At 32.4% G+C, this 22,632-nt stretch carries 25 protein-coding genes; 8 read left to right on the forward strand and 17 right to left on the reverse strand.

The window, feature by feature from the left end; translation table 11 throughout:
• Window positions 1-3: 3 nt before the first annotated feature.
• From porD to R6X41_RS11385, 6 genes are all read right to left on the reverse strand, one after another.
• The gene (porD, locus tag R6X41_RS11360; RefSeq protein WP_318500344.1) at window positions 4-891 is read right to left on the reverse strand and encodes a type IX secretion system protein PorD; all 888 of its coding nucleotides are present in this window, start codon (window positions 889-891) and stop codon (window positions 4-6) included.
• On the reverse strand, window positions 884-2,095 hold the full coding sequence (gene coaBC, locus R6X41_RS11365) for a bifunctional phosphopantothenoylcysteine decarboxylase/phosphopantothenate--cysteine ligase CoaBC (RefSeq protein WP_318500346.1): 1,212 nt from the start codon (window positions 2,093-2,095) through the stop codon (window positions 884-886). The genes porD and coaBC overlap by 8 nt, the downstream gene beginning before the upstream one ends.
• A 10-nt stretch (window positions 2,096-2,105) precedes the next feature.
• Complete coding sequence (locus R6X41_RS11370) at window positions 2,106-2,432, reverse strand: DNA-directed RNA polymerase subunit omega (RefSeq protein ID WP_318500348.1); 327 nt, start codon at window positions 2,430-2,432, stop codon at window positions 2,106-2,108.
• Window positions 2,433-2,436: 4 nt separating this feature from the next.
• Window positions 2,437-3,237 (reverse strand): outer membrane protein assembly factor BamD, encoded by an 801-nt coding sequence (locus R6X41_RS11375; protein ID WP_318500350.1) that lies wholly within the window; start codon window positions 3,235-3,237, stop codon window positions 2,437-2,439.
• Between the two features lie 178 nt (window positions 3,238-3,415).
• A complete protein-coding gene (gene dapA / locus R6X41_RS11380) occupies window positions 3,416-4,294 on the reverse strand; it encodes a 4-hydroxy-tetrahydrodipicolinate synthase (RefSeq protein WP_318500352.1) in 879 nt (292 codons plus the stop codon).
• 4 nt (window positions 4,295-4,298) lie between these two features.
• Window positions 4,299-4,817, reverse strand: a complete 519-nt coding sequence (locus R6X41_RS11385; protein ID WP_318500354.1) for a DUF6913 domain-containing protein — start codon at window positions 4,815-4,817, stop codon at window positions 4,299-4,301.
• Between the two features lie 70 nt (window positions 4,818-4,887).
• Between R6X41_RS11385 and R6X41_RS11390 the strand changes: the two genes are divergently transcribed.
• Both R6X41_RS11390 and R6X41_RS11395 read left to right on the forward strand, forming a co-directional pair.
• Window positions 4,888-5,646, forward strand: a complete 759-nt coding sequence (locus R6X41_RS11390) for a 5'-nucleotidase (RefSeq protein ID WP_318500356.1) — start codon at window positions 4,888-4,890, stop codon at window positions 5,644-5,646.
• 12 nt (window positions 5,647-5,658) lie between these two features.
• The gene (locus R6X41_RS11395; protein ID WP_318500358.1) at window positions 5,659-6,573 is read left to right on the forward strand and encodes a bifunctional metallophosphatase/5'-nucleotidase; all 915 of its coding nucleotides are present in this window, start codon (window positions 5,659-5,661) and stop codon (window positions 6,571-6,573) included.
• Here the strand turns inward: R6X41_RS11395 and R6X41_RS11400 are convergent.
• The 6 genes from R6X41_RS11400 to R6X41_RS11425 form a co-directional block, all read right to left on the reverse strand.
• Entirely contained in the window at window positions 6,560-7,072 is a 513-nt protein-coding gene (locus R6X41_RS11400; RefSeq protein WP_318500360.1) for a hypothetical protein, read from the reverse strand. The two genes, R6X41_RS11395 and R6X41_RS11400, sit on opposite strands and share 14 nt — an antisense overlap.
• A 379-nt stretch (window positions 7,073-7,451) precedes the next feature.
• Window positions 7,452-8,183 (reverse strand): hypothetical protein, encoded by a 732-nt coding sequence (locus R6X41_RS11405; RefSeq protein ID WP_318500362.1) that lies wholly within the window; start codon window positions 8,181-8,183, stop codon window positions 7,452-7,454.
• A 1,675-nt stretch (window positions 8,184-9,858) separates the two neighbouring features.
• Window positions 9,859-11,859, reverse strand: a complete 2,001-nt coding sequence (ligA, locus tag R6X41_RS11410) for an NAD-dependent DNA ligase LigA (protein WP_318500364.1) — start codon at window positions 11,857-11,859, stop codon at window positions 9,859-9,861.
• Window positions 11,860-11,861: 2 nt separating this feature from the next.
• Window positions 11,862-12,443: an LOG family protein gene (locus tag R6X41_RS11415; RefSeq protein WP_318500366.1), complete on the reverse strand. Its 582-nt coding sequence runs from the start codon at window positions 12,441-12,443 to the stop codon at window positions 11,862-11,864.
• The gene (gene prmC, locus R6X41_RS11420; protein ID WP_318500368.1) at window positions 12,440-13,312 is read right to left on the reverse strand and encodes a peptide chain release factor N(5)-glutamine methyltransferase; all 873 of its coding nucleotides are present in this window, start codon (window positions 13,310-13,312) and stop codon (window positions 12,440-12,442) included. Before prmC ends, R6X41_RS11415 begins: the two co-directional genes overlap by 4 nt.
• Complete coding sequence (locus R6X41_RS11425; protein ID WP_318500370.1) at window positions 13,309-13,791, reverse strand: GNAT family N-acetyltransferase; 483 nt, start codon at window positions 13,789-13,791, stop codon at window positions 13,309-13,311. The genes prmC and R6X41_RS11425 overlap by 4 nt, the downstream gene beginning before the upstream one ends.
• A gap of 27 nt (window positions 13,792-13,818) precedes the next feature.
• Between R6X41_RS11425 and ribD the strand changes: the two genes are divergently transcribed.
• From ribD to R6X41_RS11440, 3 genes are read left to right on the forward strand one after another with little or no spacing between them, the layout of a single operon-like run.
• Entirely contained in the window at window positions 13,819-14,823 is a 1,005-nt protein-coding gene (gene ribD, locus R6X41_RS11430) for a bifunctional diaminohydroxyphosphoribosylaminopyrimidine deaminase/5-amino-6-(5-phosphoribosylamino)uracil reductase RibD (RefSeq protein ID WP_318500372.1), read from the forward strand.
• The gene (locus R6X41_RS11435; RefSeq protein WP_318500374.1) at window positions 14,816-15,430 is read left to right on the forward strand and encodes an HAD family hydrolase; all 615 of its coding nucleotides are present in this window, start codon (window positions 14,816-14,818) and stop codon (window positions 15,428-15,430) included. The genes ribD and R6X41_RS11435 overlap by 8 nt, the downstream gene beginning before the upstream one ends.
• A gap of 3 nt (window positions 15,431-15,433) precedes the next feature.
• Window positions 15,434-16,042: an IMPACT family protein gene (locus tag R6X41_RS11440; protein WP_318500376.1), complete on the forward strand. Its 609-nt coding sequence runs from the start codon at window positions 15,434-15,436 to the stop codon at window positions 16,040-16,042.
• Between the two features lie 2 nt (window positions 16,043-16,044).
• Here the strand turns inward: R6X41_RS11440 and R6X41_RS11445 are convergent, their stop codons facing one another.
• Complete coding sequence (locus R6X41_RS11445) at window positions 16,045-16,443, reverse strand: acyl-CoA thioesterase (RefSeq protein WP_318500377.1); 399 nt, start codon at window positions 16,441-16,443, stop codon at window positions 16,045-16,047.
• A gap of 183 nt (window positions 16,444-16,626) precedes the next feature.
• On the opposite strand from R6X41_RS11445, the gene dnaA reads away from it, so the two are divergent.
• The 3 genes from dnaA to R6X41_RS11460 are packed head-to-tail and all read left to right on the forward strand — an operon-like array spanning window position 16,627 to window position 19,280.
• Window positions 16,627-18,054, forward strand: a complete 1,428-nt coding sequence (gene dnaA / locus R6X41_RS11450; protein ID WP_318500379.1) for a chromosomal replication initiator protein DnaA — start codon at window positions 16,627-16,629, stop codon at window positions 18,052-18,054.
• A 12-nt stretch (window positions 18,055-18,066) separates the two neighbouring features.
• A complete protein-coding gene (locus tag R6X41_RS11455) occupies window positions 18,067-18,519 on the forward strand; it encodes a low molecular weight protein-tyrosine-phosphatase (protein WP_318500381.1) in 453 nt (150 codons plus the stop codon).
• Between the two features lie 44 nt (window positions 18,520-18,563).
• Entirely contained in the window at window positions 18,564-19,280 is a 717-nt protein-coding gene (locus tag R6X41_RS11460) for an SAM-dependent methyltransferase (RefSeq protein ID WP_318500383.1), read from the forward strand.
• 3 nt (window positions 19,281-19,283) lie between these two features.
• On the opposite strand, the gene R6X41_RS11465 is transcribed toward R6X41_RS11460, so the two are convergent.
• The 4 genes from R6X41_RS11465 to dapF form a co-directional block, all read right to left on the reverse strand.
• Window positions 19,284-19,955, reverse strand: a complete 672-nt coding sequence (locus R6X41_RS11465; RefSeq protein ID WP_318500384.1) for a peptidoglycan-binding protein LysM — start codon at window positions 19,953-19,955, stop codon at window positions 19,284-19,286.
• 223 nt (window positions 19,956-20,178) lie between these two features.
• Window positions 20,179-21,222, reverse strand: coding sequence for an endolytic transglycosylase MltG (mltG, locus tag R6X41_RS11470; RefSeq protein WP_318500386.1), 1,044 nt, complete (start codon window positions 21,220-21,222; stop codon window positions 20,179-20,181).
• Complete coding sequence (locus R6X41_RS11475; protein ID WP_318500388.1) at window positions 21,222-21,746, reverse strand: GNAT family N-acetyltransferase; 525 nt, start codon at window positions 21,744-21,746, stop codon at window positions 21,222-21,224. Before R6X41_RS11475 ends, mltG begins: the two co-directional genes overlap by 1 nt.
• A complete protein-coding gene (gene dapF / locus R6X41_RS11480) occupies window positions 21,740-22,519 on the reverse strand; it encodes a diaminopimelate epimerase (protein WP_318500390.1) in 780 nt (259 codons plus the stop codon). Before dapF ends, R6X41_RS11475 begins: the two co-directional genes overlap by 7 nt.
• Between the last annotated feature and the right edge of the window lie 113 nt (window positions 22,520-22,632).

Below are 22,632 nucleotides of genomic sequence, written 5' to 3' on the forward strand. Positions count from 1 at the left end.
AAATTAAAACTTAATATTTCTCCATTTACTGGAATATGTAGGTGCAATATTACCTAATACATCGACAAGGTCTGTAACATTAACGCTTGGTCCGTCCGAGAATATTTCTTCAATCTCGTCACTTTTAGCATCAAAAAAAACACGTACTAAAAAGGAATTTGGTCTTCGATTATTCATGGTTTGAAACATGTCTATAGAAGTTGCTACACTTTCTTTACCTGCTTTAACGTCTGTACTCATTTGATCTAAACCTTCTCTGTGATAGGCATACATTACCTCTCTAAACTCCTTAAATGTAGGTGAGAGCATGTTGTCTAACAACATATATCTAGTTTGTAAACCATCTTCTAGAGACCAACCTTTAGAGCCTTCTTGCTGAGAGTAATTTACAATAGTTTGTGCTTGGTTTAAATATTCGTCTCCACCTCTTAACTGAAAAGAATCTGCATCTTGACCAAGAATCATATAAATATGAAATGCCAAAACAGATACTAAATTAGACTCGTATTGTGTTGCACTAAAGTTTAAATTCTGAAATTCGGCGTAATTAAATGTGAAATTTTTATCATTAAAATTGTAAATAGGCGTTCCATAAGAAGAACCATAAACGGGTCTAGAAGATTGCACTTGTATGGTAGCTCTAAACACATCTCCAGCATATTCGTTTACAATAATTACCATGCTGCAATTAATACGCTCGTTTGCTTTATAACCTCTAGAAGTCCATTGTGTATTATTTACAAATTCTGTGAGTTGCTTCTCTAATGTTTGAAATACTTGATCGTTTTCATCTCCTGTTTGTTGAGCATTTATTACAACTTTACAGTTTAGCTCCTGAGCGGTTAGGCTAACAGAAATACATAAAAAAAGAACAAATAAGATGTTACGCATGTAATTGGTTTAATATTTCGTTGAATATATCTTGAGCAACGTCTGCTTTCGATTTTAACTTAAATTCTAATATATTTTCTTCAGCATCTATAAGCGTTACTTTATTAGTATCCGACTTAAATCCTGCACCTTTATCGTTTAAAGAATTTAAAACTATTAAATTTAAATTTTTACGTTTTAGTTTTCCTTTGGCGTGCTCTAATTCATTATTCGTTTCTAAAGCAAAGCCGACTAAAAATTGATTCTTTTTTATAGCTCCTAAAGATGCTAAAATATCTTTAGTTTTCTCTAACTCTAATGTTAACGTACTATCGTCCTTTTTTATTTTCTGAATTGCAACTTCTTTTGGTTTATAGTCGGCTACCGCAGCAGAACAAATTGCAATATCTACATCTTTAAAATATAAATGAACTTGTTCGTACATCTCTTGTGCACTTATAACAGAAATAATTTTTACTGAATTATGATTGAGTGATTGATTTGTTGGCCCTGAAATTAAAATAACCTCAGCTCCAAGATTCGCTGCTGCATGTGCTAACTCGAATCCCATTTTACCACTAGAATGATTTCCTATAAAACGAACAGGGTCTATAGCTTCGTAAGTTGGTCCAGCAGTAATCATTACTTTTTTACCATATAAAGGCAAATTACCTAGAATATGATTTTCAATAAACGATACAATGTCTTCAGGTTCTGCCATACGGCCTTCCCCTACTAAACCACTAGCTAATTCGCCAGAAGTTGCCGGAATCATAATATTTCCAAAGCTTTGTAATGTATCAAAAGATTGCGCTGTAGATGGATGTTTAAACATATCCAAATCCATTGCTGGGGCAAAATACACAGGACATTTTGCAGATAAATAGGTTGCTAATAATAAATTATCGCAGGTTCCATTTGCCATTTTAGACATGGTATTCGCTGTTGCGGGAGCAATAATAAGAAAATCTGCCCAAAGGCCTAATTCGACATGACTATTCCAAACGGCATTCTCATCGTCTTCATTATAAAACGAAGATACAACGGGATGTTTTGAAAGTGTAGATAAAGTTAGGGGTGTAACAAAATCAATAGAAGCAGGTGTCATGACAACTTTAACGTCTGCACCTGCTTTTATAAATAATCTTACTAATGAAGCTGTCTTGTAAGCAGCTATACCTGCACTAATGCCTAACAGTATGTTTTTGCCGCTTAATATTGACATAGCTTATGTATTACTGAACGTCTTCGTCAGTGTTTCTGTAGTATACTTTATTATCTAACCACTCTTGAACTGCTAATGCGTGTGGTTTTGGTAATTTTTCGTAGAATTTTGAAACTTCAATTTGCTCTTTGTTTTCAAAAATCTCTTCTAAACTATCATTATACGTTGCAAATTCTTCTAATTTTTCAATTAGTTCTTTTTTAATTTCAATGTTAATCTGATCTGCACGTCTTGAAATAATAGAAATTGCTTCATATATATTCCCTGTCGGTTTGTCAACTTTGTTTCTGTCATACGTTATTGTATTAACAGGAGCATTGATTTTTTTTAAATCCATTATATTAACTTTTAGTGCTGTATTTTTTTAATTCTTCTTCTACCTCTTCGTGCATCTTTTCTGCCGCATCTAAATATTGCGTTTCAGAAAATCCAATCTTTAAATCTTTATAATACTTATTTGTAGACTCTAATCTTTCAAATCTTTTACGTTCAATACTATTCATTGCCAATTTGTAAGATGAATCTAATCTATAATACATAGCATCTTCTCTTAAAGAAGACCCAGGAAATGCGAATAAAAAGTTATCGAACGATTTAATAGATGCTTTATAATCTGAAATCGTATTGTATTGTTTAGCAATTTCGTATGCTTTACGCTCTAATTTCCCATCTAATTCTTGAATGTAACTATTTGCTTCAGTTAAGTATTCTGATTTTGGATATAGATTTATAAATAATTGTAATTTCTCTATTGCAGTTTTTGTATCTGTTTGATCTTTACTAAATACAGGAGATTCCATATAATAACTCTTTGCACTTAAAAACGAAGCTTCTTCTACTTTCTCACTTTTAGGATAAGATTCTGCGAAACGTTCAAATTGGTACCCCGATATTTTATAGTCTTTCATACCGTAGTATGACTGTGCATACATATACATAAGTTTCTCTGCTTGTGGTTTACCTCGGTAACTTGGCACAATTTGAGAAAACAATCTGTTTGCTTTAGCGTACTCCCCTTCGTTGTAAAGTTCTTCCCCTAATTTAAATTTTGGCCCAATGTCTGTAGCTTTAAGTGTTTTGTGAAATTCACTACATGAACTTAAAACAATAGACGCGAATAAAATGTATAAATATTTCCTCATAGTTTTTAAACAGAATGCAAAATTAAGCTATTCTTATTGATTTTAAAAATAATATTTTTAGCTAAAATAAAGGATGTAATTAGGTTACTATTAGCTTTAAGGATATTTTAACTTTTAAAACTCTTCCTGAAAAATAAGTGTGTGCCCACAGAGTAAACACACGCGTAATTATATGGTATTAAAACGTTTCTACAAACGCTTTAATTTTATCTTTCAATTTAGGTGTTGCCTCTACCAACGGCAATCTCACGCTTGATCTACATAATCCTAGAGCTTCAAAAACAGCCTTAATTCCTGACGGATTATTTTCTTCGAATATATAAGAAATAATATCCATTAATTTAAAATGAATAGCGTAAGCGTCCTTAACTTTACCTTCTAAACCTAACTGAATCATTTTAGAAAACTGTGCAGGTACTGCTTGACCAATTACAGAAATTACGCCAGCTCCACCTGCTAAAACGACACCTAAAGCTAAATCGTCGTCGCCAGATATAACTAAAAAGTCTTCTGGTTTATCCTTTAAAAGTCTTAAATATTGTCCAATATTATTACCAGCCTCTTTAACTGCTACAATATTTTTAAAATCGTTTGCTAGTCTAATCGTAGTTTCTGGCAACATGTTTGAAGCCGTTCTTCCTGGTACATTATATAGAATAATAGAAACTGGACAAGCTTCAGAAATTGCTTTAAAATGCTGATAAACGCCTTCTTGTGTTGGTTTACTATAATAAGGTGACACAGACAGTATCGCTTCAAAAGCACTTAAATCTGTAGACTTAATCTCTTCTATTACAGCTGCTGTATTATTTCCTCCAATTCCTAAAACCAAAGGTACACGACCGTTATTTGCTTCAGAGATGGTTTTTATTATAGCTTGTTTTTCGTCTCTAGTTACGGTTACACTTTCTCCAGTTGTTCCGCTTATTACTAAATAATTGGTACCGTTTTCAATATTAAAATTAACAATATTCGTTAATGCATCGTGATCTACAGTTAGATCTGCCTTAAAAGGTGTAACCAGAGCAACTCCAGTACCTATTAATTTACTATTCATCTTCTTAAATTCTATTTAATATACTTAAGTATTTTAAAAGCTCTGTTTTAAATACCACTATGGCTTCCGGATTTACATGTATTATTAAATCGTTTAACCGTTGTTCCTCTTGTAAAATCCCTATTTTAAAATCTGCTTTCGATGCTGCTGTTAAGATTTTAAGATCTAAATTATCTGTAAAATAATAACTAACTAAAGCATCAAACTTTGTATTTAAAAACACGTCTAATTCCTTGTTTTTAATTGCACCACTCCAACCAATATCTTTTTCCGAATAACAAGGAAAATCAATAGCTTTACTAACTTCTTTGGCCGTTGTAAAGGTTATTAATTGGAATTTACTAGGGTTAATCTTTAAAAGTTTTGCTAAGGATTTTAATGCATCAAGGTCGGAAAACTCATCTATATTTAAGATAACTCCCAAACTTTCAATAGGTTTTGAGACGTTAGAAACCGTGTGATTTGCTAACAATTTATTAAAATACTTTTTATTAGATTTTTCTCTAAAACCTTTTAAAATCATTTATATTTAAACTTTCGTGCAAATGTAGAAAAACTATACTCATACTTCAGTAAAATTTATAAGTTTAATTATGATTTTTAAACAATTAATTGTTGGCTTATTTCTTGTATTTTTAGCAAGTTGTAAAACAAACACTTTAAATCTGTCAAAAATTGAAGGCAAACAAATCCCTGTTTCTGAGGATATAATCCCAGATCAAGCCATAACAGACTTTATAAAACCGTATCACGATCACGTTGTTAGAACGTTAGATAGTACTTTGGCTTACGCACCAGATTCTTATTCAAAAAGCGATGGCGAATACAACACAGCCATTGGTAATTTAATGGCCGATATTGTTTACATACAGGCAAATCCTATTTTTAAAAGCCGGACAGGTCATAATATAGATTTTGTTATTCTTAACCACGGTGGAATTCGAGCTCCAATATCTAAAGGAAATATTACCCTAAAAACAGCATACGAAGTAATGCCTTTTGAAAACAGTATTGTAGTGGCAGGTATAAAAGGAAAAAATGTAAATGAAGCGATGACTTATTTAAGTAAAGGGAAACGTGCCCATCCCGTGTCTCAATTAAAATTGGTTATTAATTCTGATTATAATATTGTTGAATCTTCTGTAAAAGGAGAACCTATAGATGAGAACAAGATATATTATGTAGCTACGAACGATTACCTTTATAATGGTGGCGACCACATGACCTTTTTTAAACCTAACGACAGTGTTTATGTTTTAAATTATAAATGGAGAAATGCACTTATCGATTACTTTATGAAAGTAGATACTATTAACCCGGTGATAGATGACAGATTTATCCAATTAAAATAAATTCAACGTGTTATGAAACGTAGAGACTTTTTACAACAATCTACAGTTGCAACATCTTTAGTTGCATTAGGAGGATTAAGTTTAACCTCCTTTACAACTGCTCCACAAATCAAAAAAATCACAATTTTACACACAAACGATGTGCATAGTCATATCGATCCTTTTGGCCCAGATGAAGGAAAAAACGCAAATAAAGGAGGTGTTGCAAGACGTGCTAGTTTAATAGACAACTTTCGTTTAGAAAACCCGAACACTTTACTTTTAGATGCAGGAGATATATTTCAAGGCACACCGTATTTCAATTTTTATGGTGGTGAATTGGAATTTAAATTAATGAGCAAACTTAAATATGATGCTGCAACCATTGGAAACCACGATTTTGATAATGGTATCGACGGCTTATACACACAGCTTCCCTATGCAGAGTTTCCCTTTCTAATTTCGAATTACGATTTTTCTAATACAATATTGGATACACATACAAAACCTTATAAAATCTTTGTAAAAGATGGAATAAAAATTGGTGTATTTGGTTTAGGTATAGAATTGGATGGTCTGGTAGATCCTGCCATGTATAAAGAAACAAAATATTTAGATCCTATTGAAACGGCTCAAGAAATGACACACATTTTAAAAGACCAAGAACATTGCGATTTGGTTATTTGCTTATCTCACTTGGGTTATAAATATAATTTTGAAGAAAAAATTAGTGACTTAACACTCGCTGCTTCAACTAAAAATATCGATTTAATTATTGGTGGACATACCCATACCTTTTTAGACAAACCAACAATTATTAAGAATATTGAAGGCAAAAACACACTTGTTAATCAAGTGGGTTGCTACGGTATTAATTTAGGGAAGATTGATTTCTATTTTGATACAAACAAAAACAAGACAGCAGAAGGTGCTTCTATTGTGGTTTAACAGGATGTTTTTCAAATACAAAATTATGAGAGCGAATTTTTTTCGCTCTTTTTTTGGCCTTATTTTTAATCACCATATAATAGAAAAGACTAGATAAACCTGCACCATACAACATCTGTTCTATAAGTACTAAAGTCCAATCGTAGATATAATAATTTCTAATATAAAATAACACTTCTGAAAAGATAAAACACAGCGCCATTACCAAATACAAAATAGACGACTTACTATCAGAATTTAAATACACAGCAAAAGACACTAAGACGAGAATAATTAAAGTCACACTTCGCAATCCAAAAAATAACACATCTGTCGGATCTGTAATAATACTTTCTAAAACAGTATATAACTGATACAGCAGATACGTATTTATTATAAATACAACCAATAAATAACTACCTAAGAACTTACCAAATCTAATCCCTTTAAACTTCGTTACTACAAGACCTAACAGGCTTAAATAGCCTAATAAATAGAAAAAATTACAACATTGTTGCACCTCATTATTTAGAAAAAACACAGAAGTGACATCCCCTAAAAACGAAAAGCTAAAAAATGAAATTAGAAACCAATTGATGTAGCTACATTTCGCAAAATAAAACAAAGTAAATACAAGTATAAATAGCGGTTTAATGCATTGCTGTAGTAGTACAAGATTGTATACTATAGACAAAACATTAATGCTAATAAGCAGAAATAAGACCAACATAAAGGTCTCACTATAATTAATTTTAGAACAGTTTTTCAAAATAAATAAACATAAGTAGGTTGGGCGAATATACAACTATACATCGTGTTTATCGTGCACTTCGTCGAATAATAAAGAATAATTCGACGAAATACATTTAGAAATATGTTATAGAATTGAAGGAATTTAATTATATCCCAATAGATTTTACATTTTTACTTACACTTTGAACAGCAAACAGATAAAAACACAGATATCCAGAAACTAATAAAACAAAGCATACAATGTTTAATAAAGTTTCTTTTTCGGAAGGATAAAATATTGCATATTGAATAACTTCAGAGAAAACAATACACAACGATCCAAGAAACAAAAATAAAGATTTATTATTATCTCTGTATAAAAAATTTATAAACGATACTGTAAGGAGTACCAGAATCACACAATTGTATACAAACTCTAAAATAATAGATGCCATCGTGAACCCTAAAGGGATAGTCTCTTTCACAAACTCAATACCCACTAGAGGTTTTGTTTCAAATTCGCTTCCAACAAGAGTATACAACACATAAATATTAAACACTAATAAAATGGAAATTGTAAGTTTAAAACGAGATAATATTTTTCTGAACTCCAATCGTTTTAAAATACCAAAAAGAAGCGATAAATAGGCCATTATATATAAAGTATTACCTAGATAGTAAACTAGATCCTCATGCAGTAAATCATACTCAGGAATAAACACCAAAAGATCTGATATAGAGAATAACACCAAAAATAGATTAAAATACGGAAGTTGACATTTATAAAACCTAATATAGAAAACACAAAAACTAGGCACAACTAATCCTTTTAAATATTCCGAATATTCATAATAACTTTCTAGCTCTAGAAATACATAAATCACACTTAGCAAAAGCATAAAGATTAGTATGAAATATGAATTACGCATGAATTTTTTTAGTTGAATTCTGCAAATATATACAATTAATTATTAATTTACAGAATTCAAACCCAATCATCATGTGTGTTTTCTTACACCACTTGCTTTTCAACAGTAATAAAAAGCCGTTCTTCGATAAAATTTCAATCCAAGCTATTCTGCTTTTGTGCGTTTACTCGCCCATTTTATCTCCTGTAACCACAAAAATGGTTTTCGACAAAATTGAATTTCCTACTTTTCTGTCATCACCTTAAACATTGCCGAAACGCTCTACTATTAAAATAAATCGGTACAGATTAAAACACATCATCATTGCCTCAGACCATATACTGCCGTTCTTAATAAAACTAGAAATCACATTTTTTTACCCCCTATTTAACTATACTAGATGAAAAAAATATAATCAATTATATTAAACCATAAACAACAGTAATGGCATTATGTAGCCTCAAAGATTTGCTCACCTTTTATAGTACTTTGAGTTGCAAAAAGATAAAATTCAGAAAACCCAAAATAGCTAGTAGACAACATAAAATGTTTAGTTCAACTACATCTGAAGGATAAAAGATAGCATATTGTATTACTTCTGAAAAAACAACACATAACACCCCTACAAATAAAAATAAAGCCTTTTAATTGTCTCTATACAAATAATAAAGAAAAGTCACATTCAACAGAATTAAAAGCACCAAATTGTATACAAACTCTAAAACCAAAGAAAATAACGCCTCTCTTAAAGGAGCATTATCTTTATTGGCAATATTTTCTAAGGAATTAAATGAATCCCTTATGATAGAATCGACAAAAAAATCACTGCTTAATAAAGCATATAACACATAAGAATTCAACAGCAATAGTACAATAATTGTATGATTAAATAGAGGTACAATCCCCTTATAATCTATACCTTTTAAAACTTCGCAGATTAAAAACACATAAGCCAATATATACAAGAAATTACCTAAATAGTATTCTATTATCAATAGCGTCCTAAACGATTAATCTCTTTTTTAAAAAAGATTGACCGGTGCTGACTTTATTGAATTACTTGCGCTGAGGGAGGTACTTTTTCTACATAAGTTGATTTTTGTTTTTTGGTTGGCCTATCGAAAATTTATCGTAAAATTTGAAGAGAAAGTATCGCGAAATTTAAAGCTGTTTGAGCTAAACGTATGTTTCTATATTGTTGATTTTTAGTAGCGAGTTCTTTAAATTTAGATACTGAACGAAAAATTTAGATAAAAGTTCGTAAGCCTAGATTTTTTTGGTTCGTTTTTTTATCAATGAAAAAAATGAACATATAATATTATTTAGGACACGATTATTCTATTATATATACATCTCTACTAAACATTATAATAGCCATTAGATCAGACAGAGAAAATACAATCAAGAAACATGTAAAATATAGAAGTCTTTTTTGACAAGTAATTAGATAATAACCACAAATAACAGGAACAACTAGCAACATTAAAACTTCAGAATACATATACATTTCTGCATATTCCAGAATAACATACAACCCACTTAAAAAAAATAATAGTACTAATAAAAAATATTTATTCATAATAAACTCATCAACTTCAATCTCAAAATACAGCTATTATGATTTCTTTATATAGATATAACTAATACTCAACTATTTATTTATAATTTAAACATCTTTTAACAACAGAAGAAAGTCACTCTCCGATAATATTTCGATTCCCAGCTGTTCTGCTTTTGTACGTTTACTTGGCCCCATTTTATCTCCTGCGACTACAAAACTTGTTTTTGAAGAGATTGAACTTCCGACTTTTCCACCATTATCTTCAATCATTTTTTTAAGCTCATCTCGAGATACTGTTGTGAATACTCCAGAGACTACAAATATTTTCCCTGCTAATGAATCTGACTGATTTGCTAAAGCTTCTTCAGAAATCTCTAAAGAAACGCCAAACGATTTCAGTCGGTCAATAATATTTTTATTTTGTTCTGATTGAAAAAATTCAACCACACTTTTCGCGATCTTCACCCCAATTTCATCAACATTTACCAAAGTTTCTTCTGAAGCTACCGCAATTGCATCCATAAATTTAAAATGTTTAACCAACTTCTTGGCTACAGTTTCTCCAACATAGCGAATTCCTAAAGCATATAACACACGCTCAAAAGGTACTTGTTTAGAATGTTCAATACCATTTATTAAGTTATCTGCACTTTTTTCAGCCATACGTTCTAAAGGCAAAACATCAGCTTTTGTCAATTCAAATAAATCTGAATAATTATGAATCAAACCTGCATGCACCAACAAAGCAACGGTCTCTCCTCCCAAACCATCAATATCCATCGCCTTTCTTGAAATAAAATGCTGAATTCTACCAATAATTTGTGGTTTACACCCATTATAATTCGGACAATAATGTTGTGCTTCCCCCTCTTGCCTTACCAATTCGGTATTACATTCTGGACAATGCGTAATATATTCGGTAGGCTTAGAATCTGCTGGACGCAGTGTTAAGTCTACAGCAATAATTTTAGGGATAATTTCCCCACCTTTTTCTACAAACACCTCATCACCTTCACGAATATCCAATTTTGCAATCTGATCGGCATTATGTAAAGACGCCCGTTTTACTGTTGTTCCTGCCAATTCTACCGGTTCAAGATTAGCAACAGGTGTAATTGCTCCTGTTCTTCCAACTTGATAGGTGATTTCGTTTAATCGTGTAGACACGCGCTCGGCCTTAAATTTATATGCAATAGCCCAACGTGGTGCTTTTGCCGTATAACCTAACTCGTCTTGTTGCTGAAAACTATTCACTTTTACCACAACACCATCGGTTTCGTATGGCAAATCGTGTCTATGCACATCCCAATAATTGATAAACTCAAAAACGGCGTCTATAGAATGTACCAATTTAGCTGCAGGTGGCACTTTAAATCCCCAATCTCTAGCTTTTTGTAAACCTTCTATTTGCGACTGAAGGCTTAAATTACGTCCTATTATAGTATAGAGTAAACATTCTAAAGGGCGTTTAGCAACTTCACCGCTATCTTGTAATTTTAAACTTCCTGAAGCAGTATTTCTCGGATTTCGATAGGGCTCCTCGCCTATTTCAATACGATCTTCATTCATTTTATTAAAGCCTTCAAAAGGCAAAACGATCTCTCCTCGAATATCAAACTTCTCGGGATAATCGCCTTTTAATTGAAGCGGTACCGATTTTATGGTTTTAATGTTTGCCGTAACTTCATCGCCTTGTACGCCATCTCCACGAGTAACCGCTTTGGTAAGCACACCGTTTTCGTAAGTCAAACTTATTGAGGCGCCATCATATTTTAACTCACAGGTATAAGACACATCGCCATCGACCATTTTTTTAACACGTTGTTCCCATGCCAACAAATCGTCTTTAGAATAAGAGTTATCTAAAGAATACATGCGGTAATCATGAACTACAGTGTTGAAATTTTTTGTTATCGTTCCCCCAACACGAAGTGAAGGCGAATTTTCGTCATGAAATTCAGGGTGTTTTGCTTCTAAATCTTGAAGCGTTTTAAGTTTCATATCAAACTCAAAGTCTGTAACTTCGCTTTGGTCTAATACATAATATTTATAATTATAATCGTTTAATTCTTCTCTTAATTGTTGAATTTGCGCTTCAATCGTCATCCTTACAATCTGTCTTTATTTAACCATTGTGGTGCAGGTAATGGCTTATAGTTATTCATTTTTTCTAATAATCCGTCAATCGATTTATCTACAACAACGGCATTTAAAATATCTTGCTTTAAAAAACCACGTTCAACCATCGTTTTAAATTGCGCCAGCAAATGATTAAAAAAACCATTACTGTTTAAAATACCGATTGGCTTTGTATGAAGACCTAATTGTCCCCATGTCGCAATTTCGAAAAACTCATCCATGGTACCGAACCCTCCAGGAATCACAATAAACCCATCAGATTTCTCGTACATAATTACTTTGCGTTCGTGCATATTATCTGTCACAATAAGTTCTGATAATTTAGGATGTACAATTTCTTTGGTCTCCAGAAACCCTGGAATTATTCCTAAAACAGTTCCGTTACTTTCTAAAACGCCACGAGCAACTTCTCCCATGATTCCAATTTTAGCAGCTCCGTAAACTAATTTAATATTTCGATGTCCTAATGTTTCCCCTAGCTGAAATGCATCAGATATAATTTTTGAATCGGTTCCTATACTCGACCCACAAAACACGGCTATAGATTTCATATTTTTTTTAATCCTTTAATCATTCTATTTCTCTTAAACATATCCTTCCTCAACTCTACATCCTTAAACTTATTCTCAATTAATAAAGCAACCATTTCTGAGCCTAAGAATTCATTGATTTCGAAAAACAACATTCCGTCTTCAACTAAATTTATTTTCGCAAATTCTGAAATCACTTTATAAAATTTAAGCGGATCGTGATCCTCTACAAATAACGCCTGATGTGGTTCATGATCTAACACATTCGCTTTCATTTGATGCTTTTCTTGTTCACGCACATATGGCGGATTTGAAATAACAATATCAAATGGTAACGAAAAATCAGAAACCAATGTCGGGTCGACATTTAAAATATCGGCCTGAATAAAATTAACAGTCACACCATTCATCTCGGCATTTTGTTTTGCTACTTGTATGGCATCTTCAGAAATATCGACTCCAAAAACTTCTGCATTTTTAAAATGCTTAGCTATTGAAATCGCGATGCAACCACTCCCTGTTCCTATATCTAAAACCCGCAACGGGTCTTTAATTTTATCTAATCCAGATTCTATGATCCATGATACCAATTCCTCGGTTTCTGGTCTTGGAATTAAAACTGAATTATTGACTTGAAATTCTAAACCATAAAACTCAGTTGTTTTTAAAACATATTGAATTGGCTCATGCTTTTTTAAAGATTCTAAAGCATCTAAAACAGGAATAGCTTCGGCATCCGAAATACTATAATCAGGTTCTAATGCTAAGGTTATGCGCTTAAAATTAAAATAATTTTCACATATCATAAAAAAGAAATGATTTACCTCCTCTTTACCATATTCGGCATCTAATGCCTCGTGAAATTTATTTTGAATATCTTTTAGTTTCATAAGTCTTTTATCATCCACACATTACAAGAATAATGTCCTGTTTTTCCAATTGGTCCATCCAAATTTTTAAACCCCGTCTTGTTATAAAGATGCGTTGCAGATGTCATATATGGTAACGTTTCTAAATAACAACGTTTATATCCTAAATTTTTAGCTTTCTGCAGGCAAGTATCCATCATCATTTTTCCTATCCCTCTACCTCTAGCTTCATCTAGAAAATACATCTTCTGTAATTCGCAAACCTCGTCACTATCATCTACCGGTCCGATACCAGCACCTCCAATCACGCGATTATTTTCAACAACTACAAAATACTCCGAATTTTCGGTGTTATACGTTTCAAACATATCATCTAACGCTTTATCTTCATAAGCAGTTCCAACTTTTGGTGCGCCTGCTCCAATTAAAACGTTCCGAATAACATCTGCGACTTGCTGATTATCTTTTGTTTGAATTTCTCTTATCTTGAGATGGCTCATCCCCATTTTTAATCTTATTTTTGTGCCGTGAAGATACATGAAAAATACATAAATCGCTGTATAGAGATTGCCAAAAACGGACTTGGAACAACACGACCAAACCCTATGGTTGGCTGTGTAATTGTGCATAATAACACCATTATTGGAGAAGGTTTTACTAGTCCTTATGGCGGGCCACATGCCGAAGTAAATGCCATTCAATCGGTTACAGACACATCTCTTTTAAAATCGGCTACCTTATACGTCACTCTAGAACCGTGTTCACATTTTGGAAAAACACCACCTTGTAGCGACCTTATTATAAAAAACGACATTCCAAAAGTCGTAATTGGAATGGTGGACGATAATTCATTGGTTGCAGGACAAGGGATTAAAAAGTTAGAAAAAGCAGGATGCCATGTTACTATAGGTGTTTTAGAAAAAGAATGTAAAGCACACCATAAACGTTTTTTCACTTTTCACAACAAAAAACGACCATACATTATATTAAAATGGGCAGAATCTGCAGACGGATTTATTGCTCCTAAAACGAAGGACGAACAAAAACCCGTTTGGATTACAAATACGTATTCCAGACAATTGGTTCATAAATGGCGCGCAGAAGAACAAGCTATTTTAGTAGGAGGCCACACCGTATTACAAGATAACCCGAGTTTAACCGTACGCGATTGGAACGGATTACAACCCACTCGCATTGTAATTGACACGTATAATAATCTACCTAACACATACGCTGTATTTAATACGACTGCTGATACCATTAGATTAACAAAAAATGAGTTAGATTTCTCAAAACCTTTGGCATTTCAAATTTGCAAACATTTACACGAACACAACATAACCTCTGTTATTATTGAAGGTGGCAGCAAAACACTTCAAACTTTTATAAACGAAAATCTTTGGGACGAAGCGCGTGTGTTTTATGGCACAAATCAATTTACAGAAGGTACGAAAGCACCCGTTATTACAGGACAACTAATCTCAGAAACAAAAATATTAAACGATACTTTAAAATATTACACAAATGATTAAAACAATAATATTCGATTTTGGCGACGTATTTATCAATTTAGATAAAGTCGGAGCTATAGAAAATGCTTTACTTAATTTTAAATTAGACAGCTTTCCAGAAGACTTAGTGCATATTAATAGTCTTTACGAAATGGGCCTGATGGACACATTGGAATTTGTAGAGTTTTACGAGGCATCTTTTCCTGAAGTGAAGTCTGATAAAATTCTAGAAATCTGGAATTCGGTTTTAAAAGATTTCCCGCATCATCGTTTAGAATTTTTAAAGTCCCTTTCTGAGAGCAAAAAATACAAATTGATTTTATTGAGCAACACTAACGATTTACATATTGAGTTTGTAAAAAGTTATGTTCCGTTTTTTAATGAATTTCAGAGTTATTTTGATGTATTTTATTTATCTCACGAAATCAATTTAAGAAAACCCAATGCAGATATTTACGAATTTGTTTTAAAGCAAAACAATTTGATCGCTTCGGAAACACTATTTGTAGATGACTTGGCAGAAAACACCGCTGCTGCAGAGAAACTAGGAATCCACACTTGGAATATCAATCCAGAAACAGAAGATGTCACCACTTTATTCGAAACTAAAAAAGAACTATTTAGCTAATATTTGGAAGTACAAGACACATACAAAACCATTTTAAAGCCATCTGAAGAAACACTGTTCAAAGAAAAGAATAGTAAGTTTTTCGGCTATGCTTTTCCAGTAAAGACCGAAGATGACGTAAAAGATTATCTAGAAGCCATTAAGAAACAGCATCATTCTGCACGACATTGGTGTTATGCCTATCAATTAGGCACAGAAACCATTGCGTATCGTGCTAACGACGATGGCGAGCCTAATAACTCTGCTGGAATGCCTATTTATGGCCAAATCCAATCTTTCGATGTGACCAATATCCTAATTATTGTGGTCCGTTATTTTGGAGGCTTTAAATTAGGGGTTGGCGGATTAATAGGTTCTTATAGAACTTCGGCTCAATTAAGTTTAGAAGCTTCCAAAATTGTGGAACTTACAATAAATATAGAATACCTGATTGTTTTCGATTATAAAAACATAAATAAGGTGATGAGAATCATCAAAGAAAAAAATCTAAATGTCATTAATCAGAAATTAGAGCTGAATTGTGAGCTTACAATTTCGATTAGAAAAAAAGATGCTGAAACCGTTTTTAATAGTTTCAGCATCTTATATGAGGTTGAAATAAAACAACTGTAGGATTATTCAGGTATTAAGTCTAGTATATATTTCGGACATTTCATTGGTCGTTTCGTTTCCATATTAATAAAAGCCAAAACAGTGTTCGCTAAAACCAATAATTCGCCCTCTTGATTTGTAATTTCGAAGTCGAAATCGATCTTAACACTTGGATGTTTTTTTAGTATCGTTTTTACTTTAATTACCTCGTCATAATAAGCTGATTTTTTGTAGTTTAAAGACATGGAAATAACGGGCAACATAATACCTTGTTCCTCCATCTCTTTATAAGACACTCCAAGAGACCGTAGCCACTCAGTCCGCGCCATTTCTAGATATAACGCATAATTACCATGATGAACCACCCCCATTTGATCCGTTTCTCCATATCTCACTCTTATTTCTATTTCGTCATTTATCATAGTAAAGTTTCATTATTTTTTCGTAGCTTATAAAGCATGCTAAACATGAGAAAAAAAATCTTAAAATTCAATAGCAAAGCATTTTTTTTTTAAGATTTTTGTTCACATATTTGTCAAACCAAAAAACGAGGGATAATTTCAATTTTCCTTTTTAACATTAACTAAGAAATCTTTTAAATTATAATGAGTGTAACTGCGCAATCGGTATGGAATAATTGTCTCGAATTTATAAAAGATAATATCCAACCGCAAGCTTATAAAACATGGTTTGAGCCAATTGCCGCAGTTAAGCTAACGGACAATGCTTTAAGCATACAAGTACCTAGTAAATTTTTCTACGAATGGTTAGAAGAACACTATGTTAAAATTTTAAAAGTAGCTTTAACAAAAGAATTAGGAGAAAAAGCCAAATTGGTTTACATAATCAAAATGGAAAACACTTATGGTAATAAGCAACCTTTTACAGAACGTATTCCTAGTTCAAGTAGATCTGCTGTTAAACCTCAAGATGTAGATATTCCGCTTAACAATAAAAACCCAGAATTACGAAATCCGTTTATTATTCCGGGAATTAGAAATGTAAAGATTGAATCGCAACTAAACCCTAATTACAATTTCGAAAACTTTTTAGAAGGAGATTCTAACCGTTTAGCAAGAAGTGCAGGATTAGCTGTTGCTGCAAAACCAGGAGGAACATCTTTTAATCCGTTATTAATTTTTGGAGGTGTTGGTCTTGGTAAAACACATTTAGCTCATGCTATTGGTGTTGAAATTAAAGACAAGTATCCAGAAAAAACGGTTTTATATATTTCTGCTGAAAAATTCACGCAACAATATATAGACTCTGTTAAAAAGAATAATAGAAATGACTTTATTCATTTCTATCAAATTATAGATGTTTTAATTATTGACGACGTACAATTCTTATCTGGTAAAACAGGAACGCAAGATGTGTTTTTCCACATCTTTAATCACTTACACCAAAATGGCAAACAAGTTATTTTAACAAGTGATAAAGCACCTGTAGACATGCAGGATATTGAACAACGTTTATTGTCTCGTTTTAAATGGGGACTTTCTGCAGAATTGCAAAGCCCAGATTTTGAAACTCGTGTTTCTATTGTAAACAATAAATTATATCGCGATGGTGTAGACATGCCAGAAGAAATTGTTGAATATGTTGCAAAACATATTAAAACAAATGTGAGAGAATTAGAAGGTGCCATTATTTCTTTAATTGCACAATCGTCTTTCAATAAAAAAGAAATCACTTTAGACCTGGCTAAGCAAATTGTTGAAAAATTTGTGAAGCACACCAAACGTGAAGTGTCTATCGATTATATACAAAAAGTAGTGTCGGATTATTTCCAAATGAATGTCGATACACTTCAATCTAAAACTAGAAAACGTCATATTGTACAAGCAAGGCAATTGGCCATGTTTTTTGCTAAAAAATACACTAAAGCGTCTTTAGCAAGTATTGGTTCACAAATTGGAAAACGTGATCACGCTACCGTACTTCATGCTTGTAAAACGGTTGATAATTTATCGACTACCGACAAGCAATTTAAAAAGTATGTTGAAGATATTACTAAAAAGCTTTCGGTTTAAAACACATTTACAATGACTAAAATACTAATGGTTTGCCTTGGAAACATCTGTCGATCTCCATTAGCAGAAGGTATTTTACGCTCTAAATTACCATACGAAGATTTTGTTGTGGATTCTGCGGGTACATCTAGTTACCACATCAGATCTAATCCTGACAATCGTTCTATAACTGTAGGGAATAAATACGGTATCAATATCTCTAAATTAATGGGAAGACAATTTTCTGTTAGTGATTTTAATGATTTTGATATCATCTACGCTATGGATGCCTCGAATTACCGAGACATCTTACATTTAGCTCGTAACGAAAAGGACAAGGATAAAGTGAAAATGATTTTAAACGAAGTGTATCCGAATCAAAATTACGATGTTCCCGACCCATATCATGGTGGAACTCATGGTTTCGAAAATGTCTATAAGATGCTAGATGAAGCTTGCGATGTGATAGTCGAAAAATTAAAATAACATCTTTCAGTTTAAGGTTCTAAGCTGAATAAATCTATATAATTATGAAATCTTCTTTAGGAAAACTGTATCTAATTCCAACCACTTTAGGCGATAACGAACCTTTAGAAGTATTACCTATTTCGGTAAAAACCATCATTGAAAACACAAAAATATTTATTGTTGAAAACGAAAAAACAGCAAGGCGGTTTATAAAAAAGATTTGCCCTGAAACGATCCAATCTGATTTAGAGTTTTTTCATTTAAACAAATTCACAGCAGAAAGTGATTTACCAAGTTTTTTAGAACCGTGTCTAAACGGAACTAACGTAGGTTTACTATCTGAAGCAGGATGCCCAAGTGTAGCCGATCCAGGATCTGATGTTGTAAATATTGCACATCAACAGAGTATAAAAGTTGTACCTTTAGTTGGACCGTCTTCCATCCTACTCGCTCTTATGAGTTCTGGAATGAACGGACAAGGCTTTTCTTTTAATGGGTATTTACCAATTGACAAAAGAGAACGTAAGCATGAATTGAGACGTTTAGAGCGTTTGTCTTTCGACTACAATCAATCACAAATATTTATTGAAACGCCATATAGAAATAATAAAATGCTTGAAGATATTTGTAGTGCTTTAAGTAAAAACACTATGGTTTGTGTGGCTTGCGATATTACATTAACAACCGAATTTATAAAGACTAAACCAGCTTCAGAATGGCTTAAAAACACTGAAGACCTTCATAAAAGGCCTTCAATATTTATAATCCATAAAAGTTAAAACTTAAGCTTTATTTACTTTAGCTTTTTTATTTGGTTTTACAAATGACGTATCGTAACCTGAAAATTTCTTCATGTAATACGCTACTGTAGTTCCGTAAGCATCAGAAAATCCAACTGCGCCATGACTTCTTAAGTACTTCTTAACGCTTCCTGGTCCTGATAAATGAGCTGCTGCAAGTATACCTGACTCGGTAATTACAACACCATTCATTTTTTTACCTACATAATTTTTAATGTCACGACGTAAAATCCATTTATTACGTTCTGCATTTGCTAAAAATGCTTTTTCTTGTAATTCTGGATTCTTTAAAAATTGAACCGGATTATGAATCCCAATAATTTTTAAAGTTTCTTTACCAAATTGATATTTTCCTAAATACCCTAGTGTATTCACAGTAAAATAATTACCTCTAGATTCTTTAAAACCTAAAGCTTCTTTAAAACCTACATACGTTTTTCCTAAAGAAGGTGAAAATGAACTTGCAATATCTGTGTTAAATGCTTCCGCATTGTTATGGCTAACACTATCATTAACCATGTTATAATTTAAGGCTAGGCCTTTTGTTAAATAACTGTCCTTTATTACGAATGATTCATCAGTTGTAAACGAATAAAAAGCTAAAGAACATATTGCAAGAATTACGATTAAATAACTTCCAATATTTTTTATCATACATTTTAATTTCTTCAGGTGGGTAATATAAATTTACCTGAAAATTTCAGTTTGCAAACATACAACATTTTTTATTAATCTGAAAATTAAATGTTTAACTACTATCTAGCACCTCTACCATACTAAAAACGTATGTTTTAGAGGGGTTCCAAGCGGATTAGTTAATCATTTTACCGAAAGAAAAATACTACATAAAATAGTGTTAAAATTCTAATTTTGACATTTACTGCTTAATTCCTTGACTATTTAAGTAGCTATGATATGCTCTTGCATTCGCATTATGCTGACTTAAATTCTTAGCAAAATTATGATATCCTAAGCGCTTAGCATCCGCAGCAAAATAATAATAATCGTGATTTTCGGCATTTAAAACGGCGTTTATAGCAGTAAGATCTGCCATAGCAATCGGCCCAGGTGGCAGGCCTGAATTTAAGTATGTGTTATATGGAGAGACAATAGTTTTATGCTTATCTAAAACGCGTTTTATAACAGTATCTTGGTATTCTGGCAATTGGTAAGCCGCAAACTTTAAAGTCGGATCTGCTTGAAGTGGCATACCAACTTTTAGTCGATTTAAATACACTCCCGCTATACGTGGTTGCTCGGCTGCGGCTTTAGATTCTTCATGTACTATTGATGCTAATGTAATGACTTCGTTCTGAGTTAAACCTAACGCTTTTGCTTTTGCTTTTCTAGAATCATTCCAAAATCGGTTATACTCTATTAACATACGATCTCTAAACTCCTCGCCTGAAGTATTCCAGAAAAACTCGTAACTATTTGGGATGTACATCCCTGACATTGTTGCTTTATTAAAACCGTTTGTGCTTATAAACAAAGAATCTTGCATAGCAACTTTTAGCGACAAACTATCGGCTTCAATTTGAGAAGAAATACGACCTGCTAATTTTTCTATTGACTCTTGATTATTAAAAGCAACTTGAATTGGAAGACTATTAATACGGATAGAATTTATAATATCATTATTATTCATTCCTTTTGTAATACTAAACTTACCTGCCTTAATATGTGTAGTATATTGTTTACGTTCGGCTAAAGCATCAAACGTTTCAATATCATTTAAAAGTGGTTTTAATTGTTCGCGAACATCTTGATAAGATGCACGTGTTGGAATGTAAACGTATGCTGTTTCATTATTAAAAGCAGTATTAGACTTAAACATAGCGGAATACACATAATTGGCAAAAAAAGCTGCAACTACAAGGCCAATAAGAACGATGGCTAAAAGAATTTTTTTAATATACATTATCTATTAATTAGTTGAAAAAGGAATTCGTTTTTAAATACTCCTTGTACAAGGTTCCAATCTTTTTTTAATCCGATATTTTGGAACCCATACTTTGTGAATAATTTGAGGCTTGCTTGGTTATCTTCAGAAATATTACAATATACCTGATGCAATTGAAGTTGCTTAAAACAGTAATTTACCAAAAGAGACAGAGCTTCGCTACCATAACCTTTAGAACGTTTGGCTTCGTCGGTAATTAAAATACCTATCCCAGCTTTACTATTTCTAAAGTCAAAATCAAAAATATCGATTAATCCTATCACGTTATTTTCATAATCTGAAATTACTAACCGCAATTGTTTCACTTCATAAATATCGAGATGCGACTGATCTAAATATTGTTGAATTAAAAATCTAGAATAAGGTGTTTGGGTATTGCTTAGTTCCCAAATAGATTCATCGTTTTCAACATTGTGAATAAACTCTAAATCTTCGGGCTCTAAAGCTCGTAAAAATATATGTTCTCCCTTTAAGGTTACCATTCAATTTCCCCTTTAAAAACTTGTTTTGCTGGACCGATTAGCCATACGTTATTATAACCAGATTCTGTTTTAGTAAAAGATACTTTTAATTGTCCGCCTTGTACTTTTAAATGCACTGTACTATCTGGAGTTTCACCCAAATAATTCATGGCGATTGCCACAGCTGTTACACCCGTTCCACAAGACAAGGTTTCATCTTCTACTCCTCTTTCGTAAGTTCTTACTTCAAATTCGTTATTAGAGAGTTTCTTTACAAAGTTAACGTTAGTACCTTCTTTATAATAAGGTGCGCCGTTTCTTATATTTCGTCCAAGCGTTTTAATATCGAATGTTTCTATATTATCTTCAAACTGTACGTGATGTGGCGAACCTGTGTTTAAAAACACATACGAATCATGTTGTTCAACTTTGGGTACATCTTGCATTTGCAATTGCACCAAATCTCCATCAAAAACCACATGGTGCATACCATCTATAGCTTCAAAAGATCCTTTTTTATCTATAACGTTTAAATCTTTTGCAAACTGAGATAAACAGCGACCACCATTTCCGCACATGCTACTTTCGTTCCCATCTGCATTATAGTACACCATTTTAAAATCGACTTCCGGATGATTTTCTAATAATATTAAACCATCGGCTCCAATTCCAAAACGTCTATCGCATAATCGGTTAATAAGTGCTGTATCTTCTTTATCGAATGTATTCTGACGATTATCAATCATCACAAAATCATTACCTGTTCCTTGATATTTATAAAATCTATGTGTCATAATTAACGGCAAATATAGGAATATTTAGCTATTTTTTCGAGTGTTAAAAAGACTATAATGGTAAGTTAAATAGCGTTAAACTAATTCAAGCAATGCTATTAAGAAGTAATTTT

Source organism: Formosa sejongensis, assembly GCF_033447105.1.
In the GTDB taxonomy this organism is placed as follows: domain Bacteria; phylum Bacteroidota; class Bacteroidia; order Flavobacteriales; family Flavobacteriaceae; genus Formosa.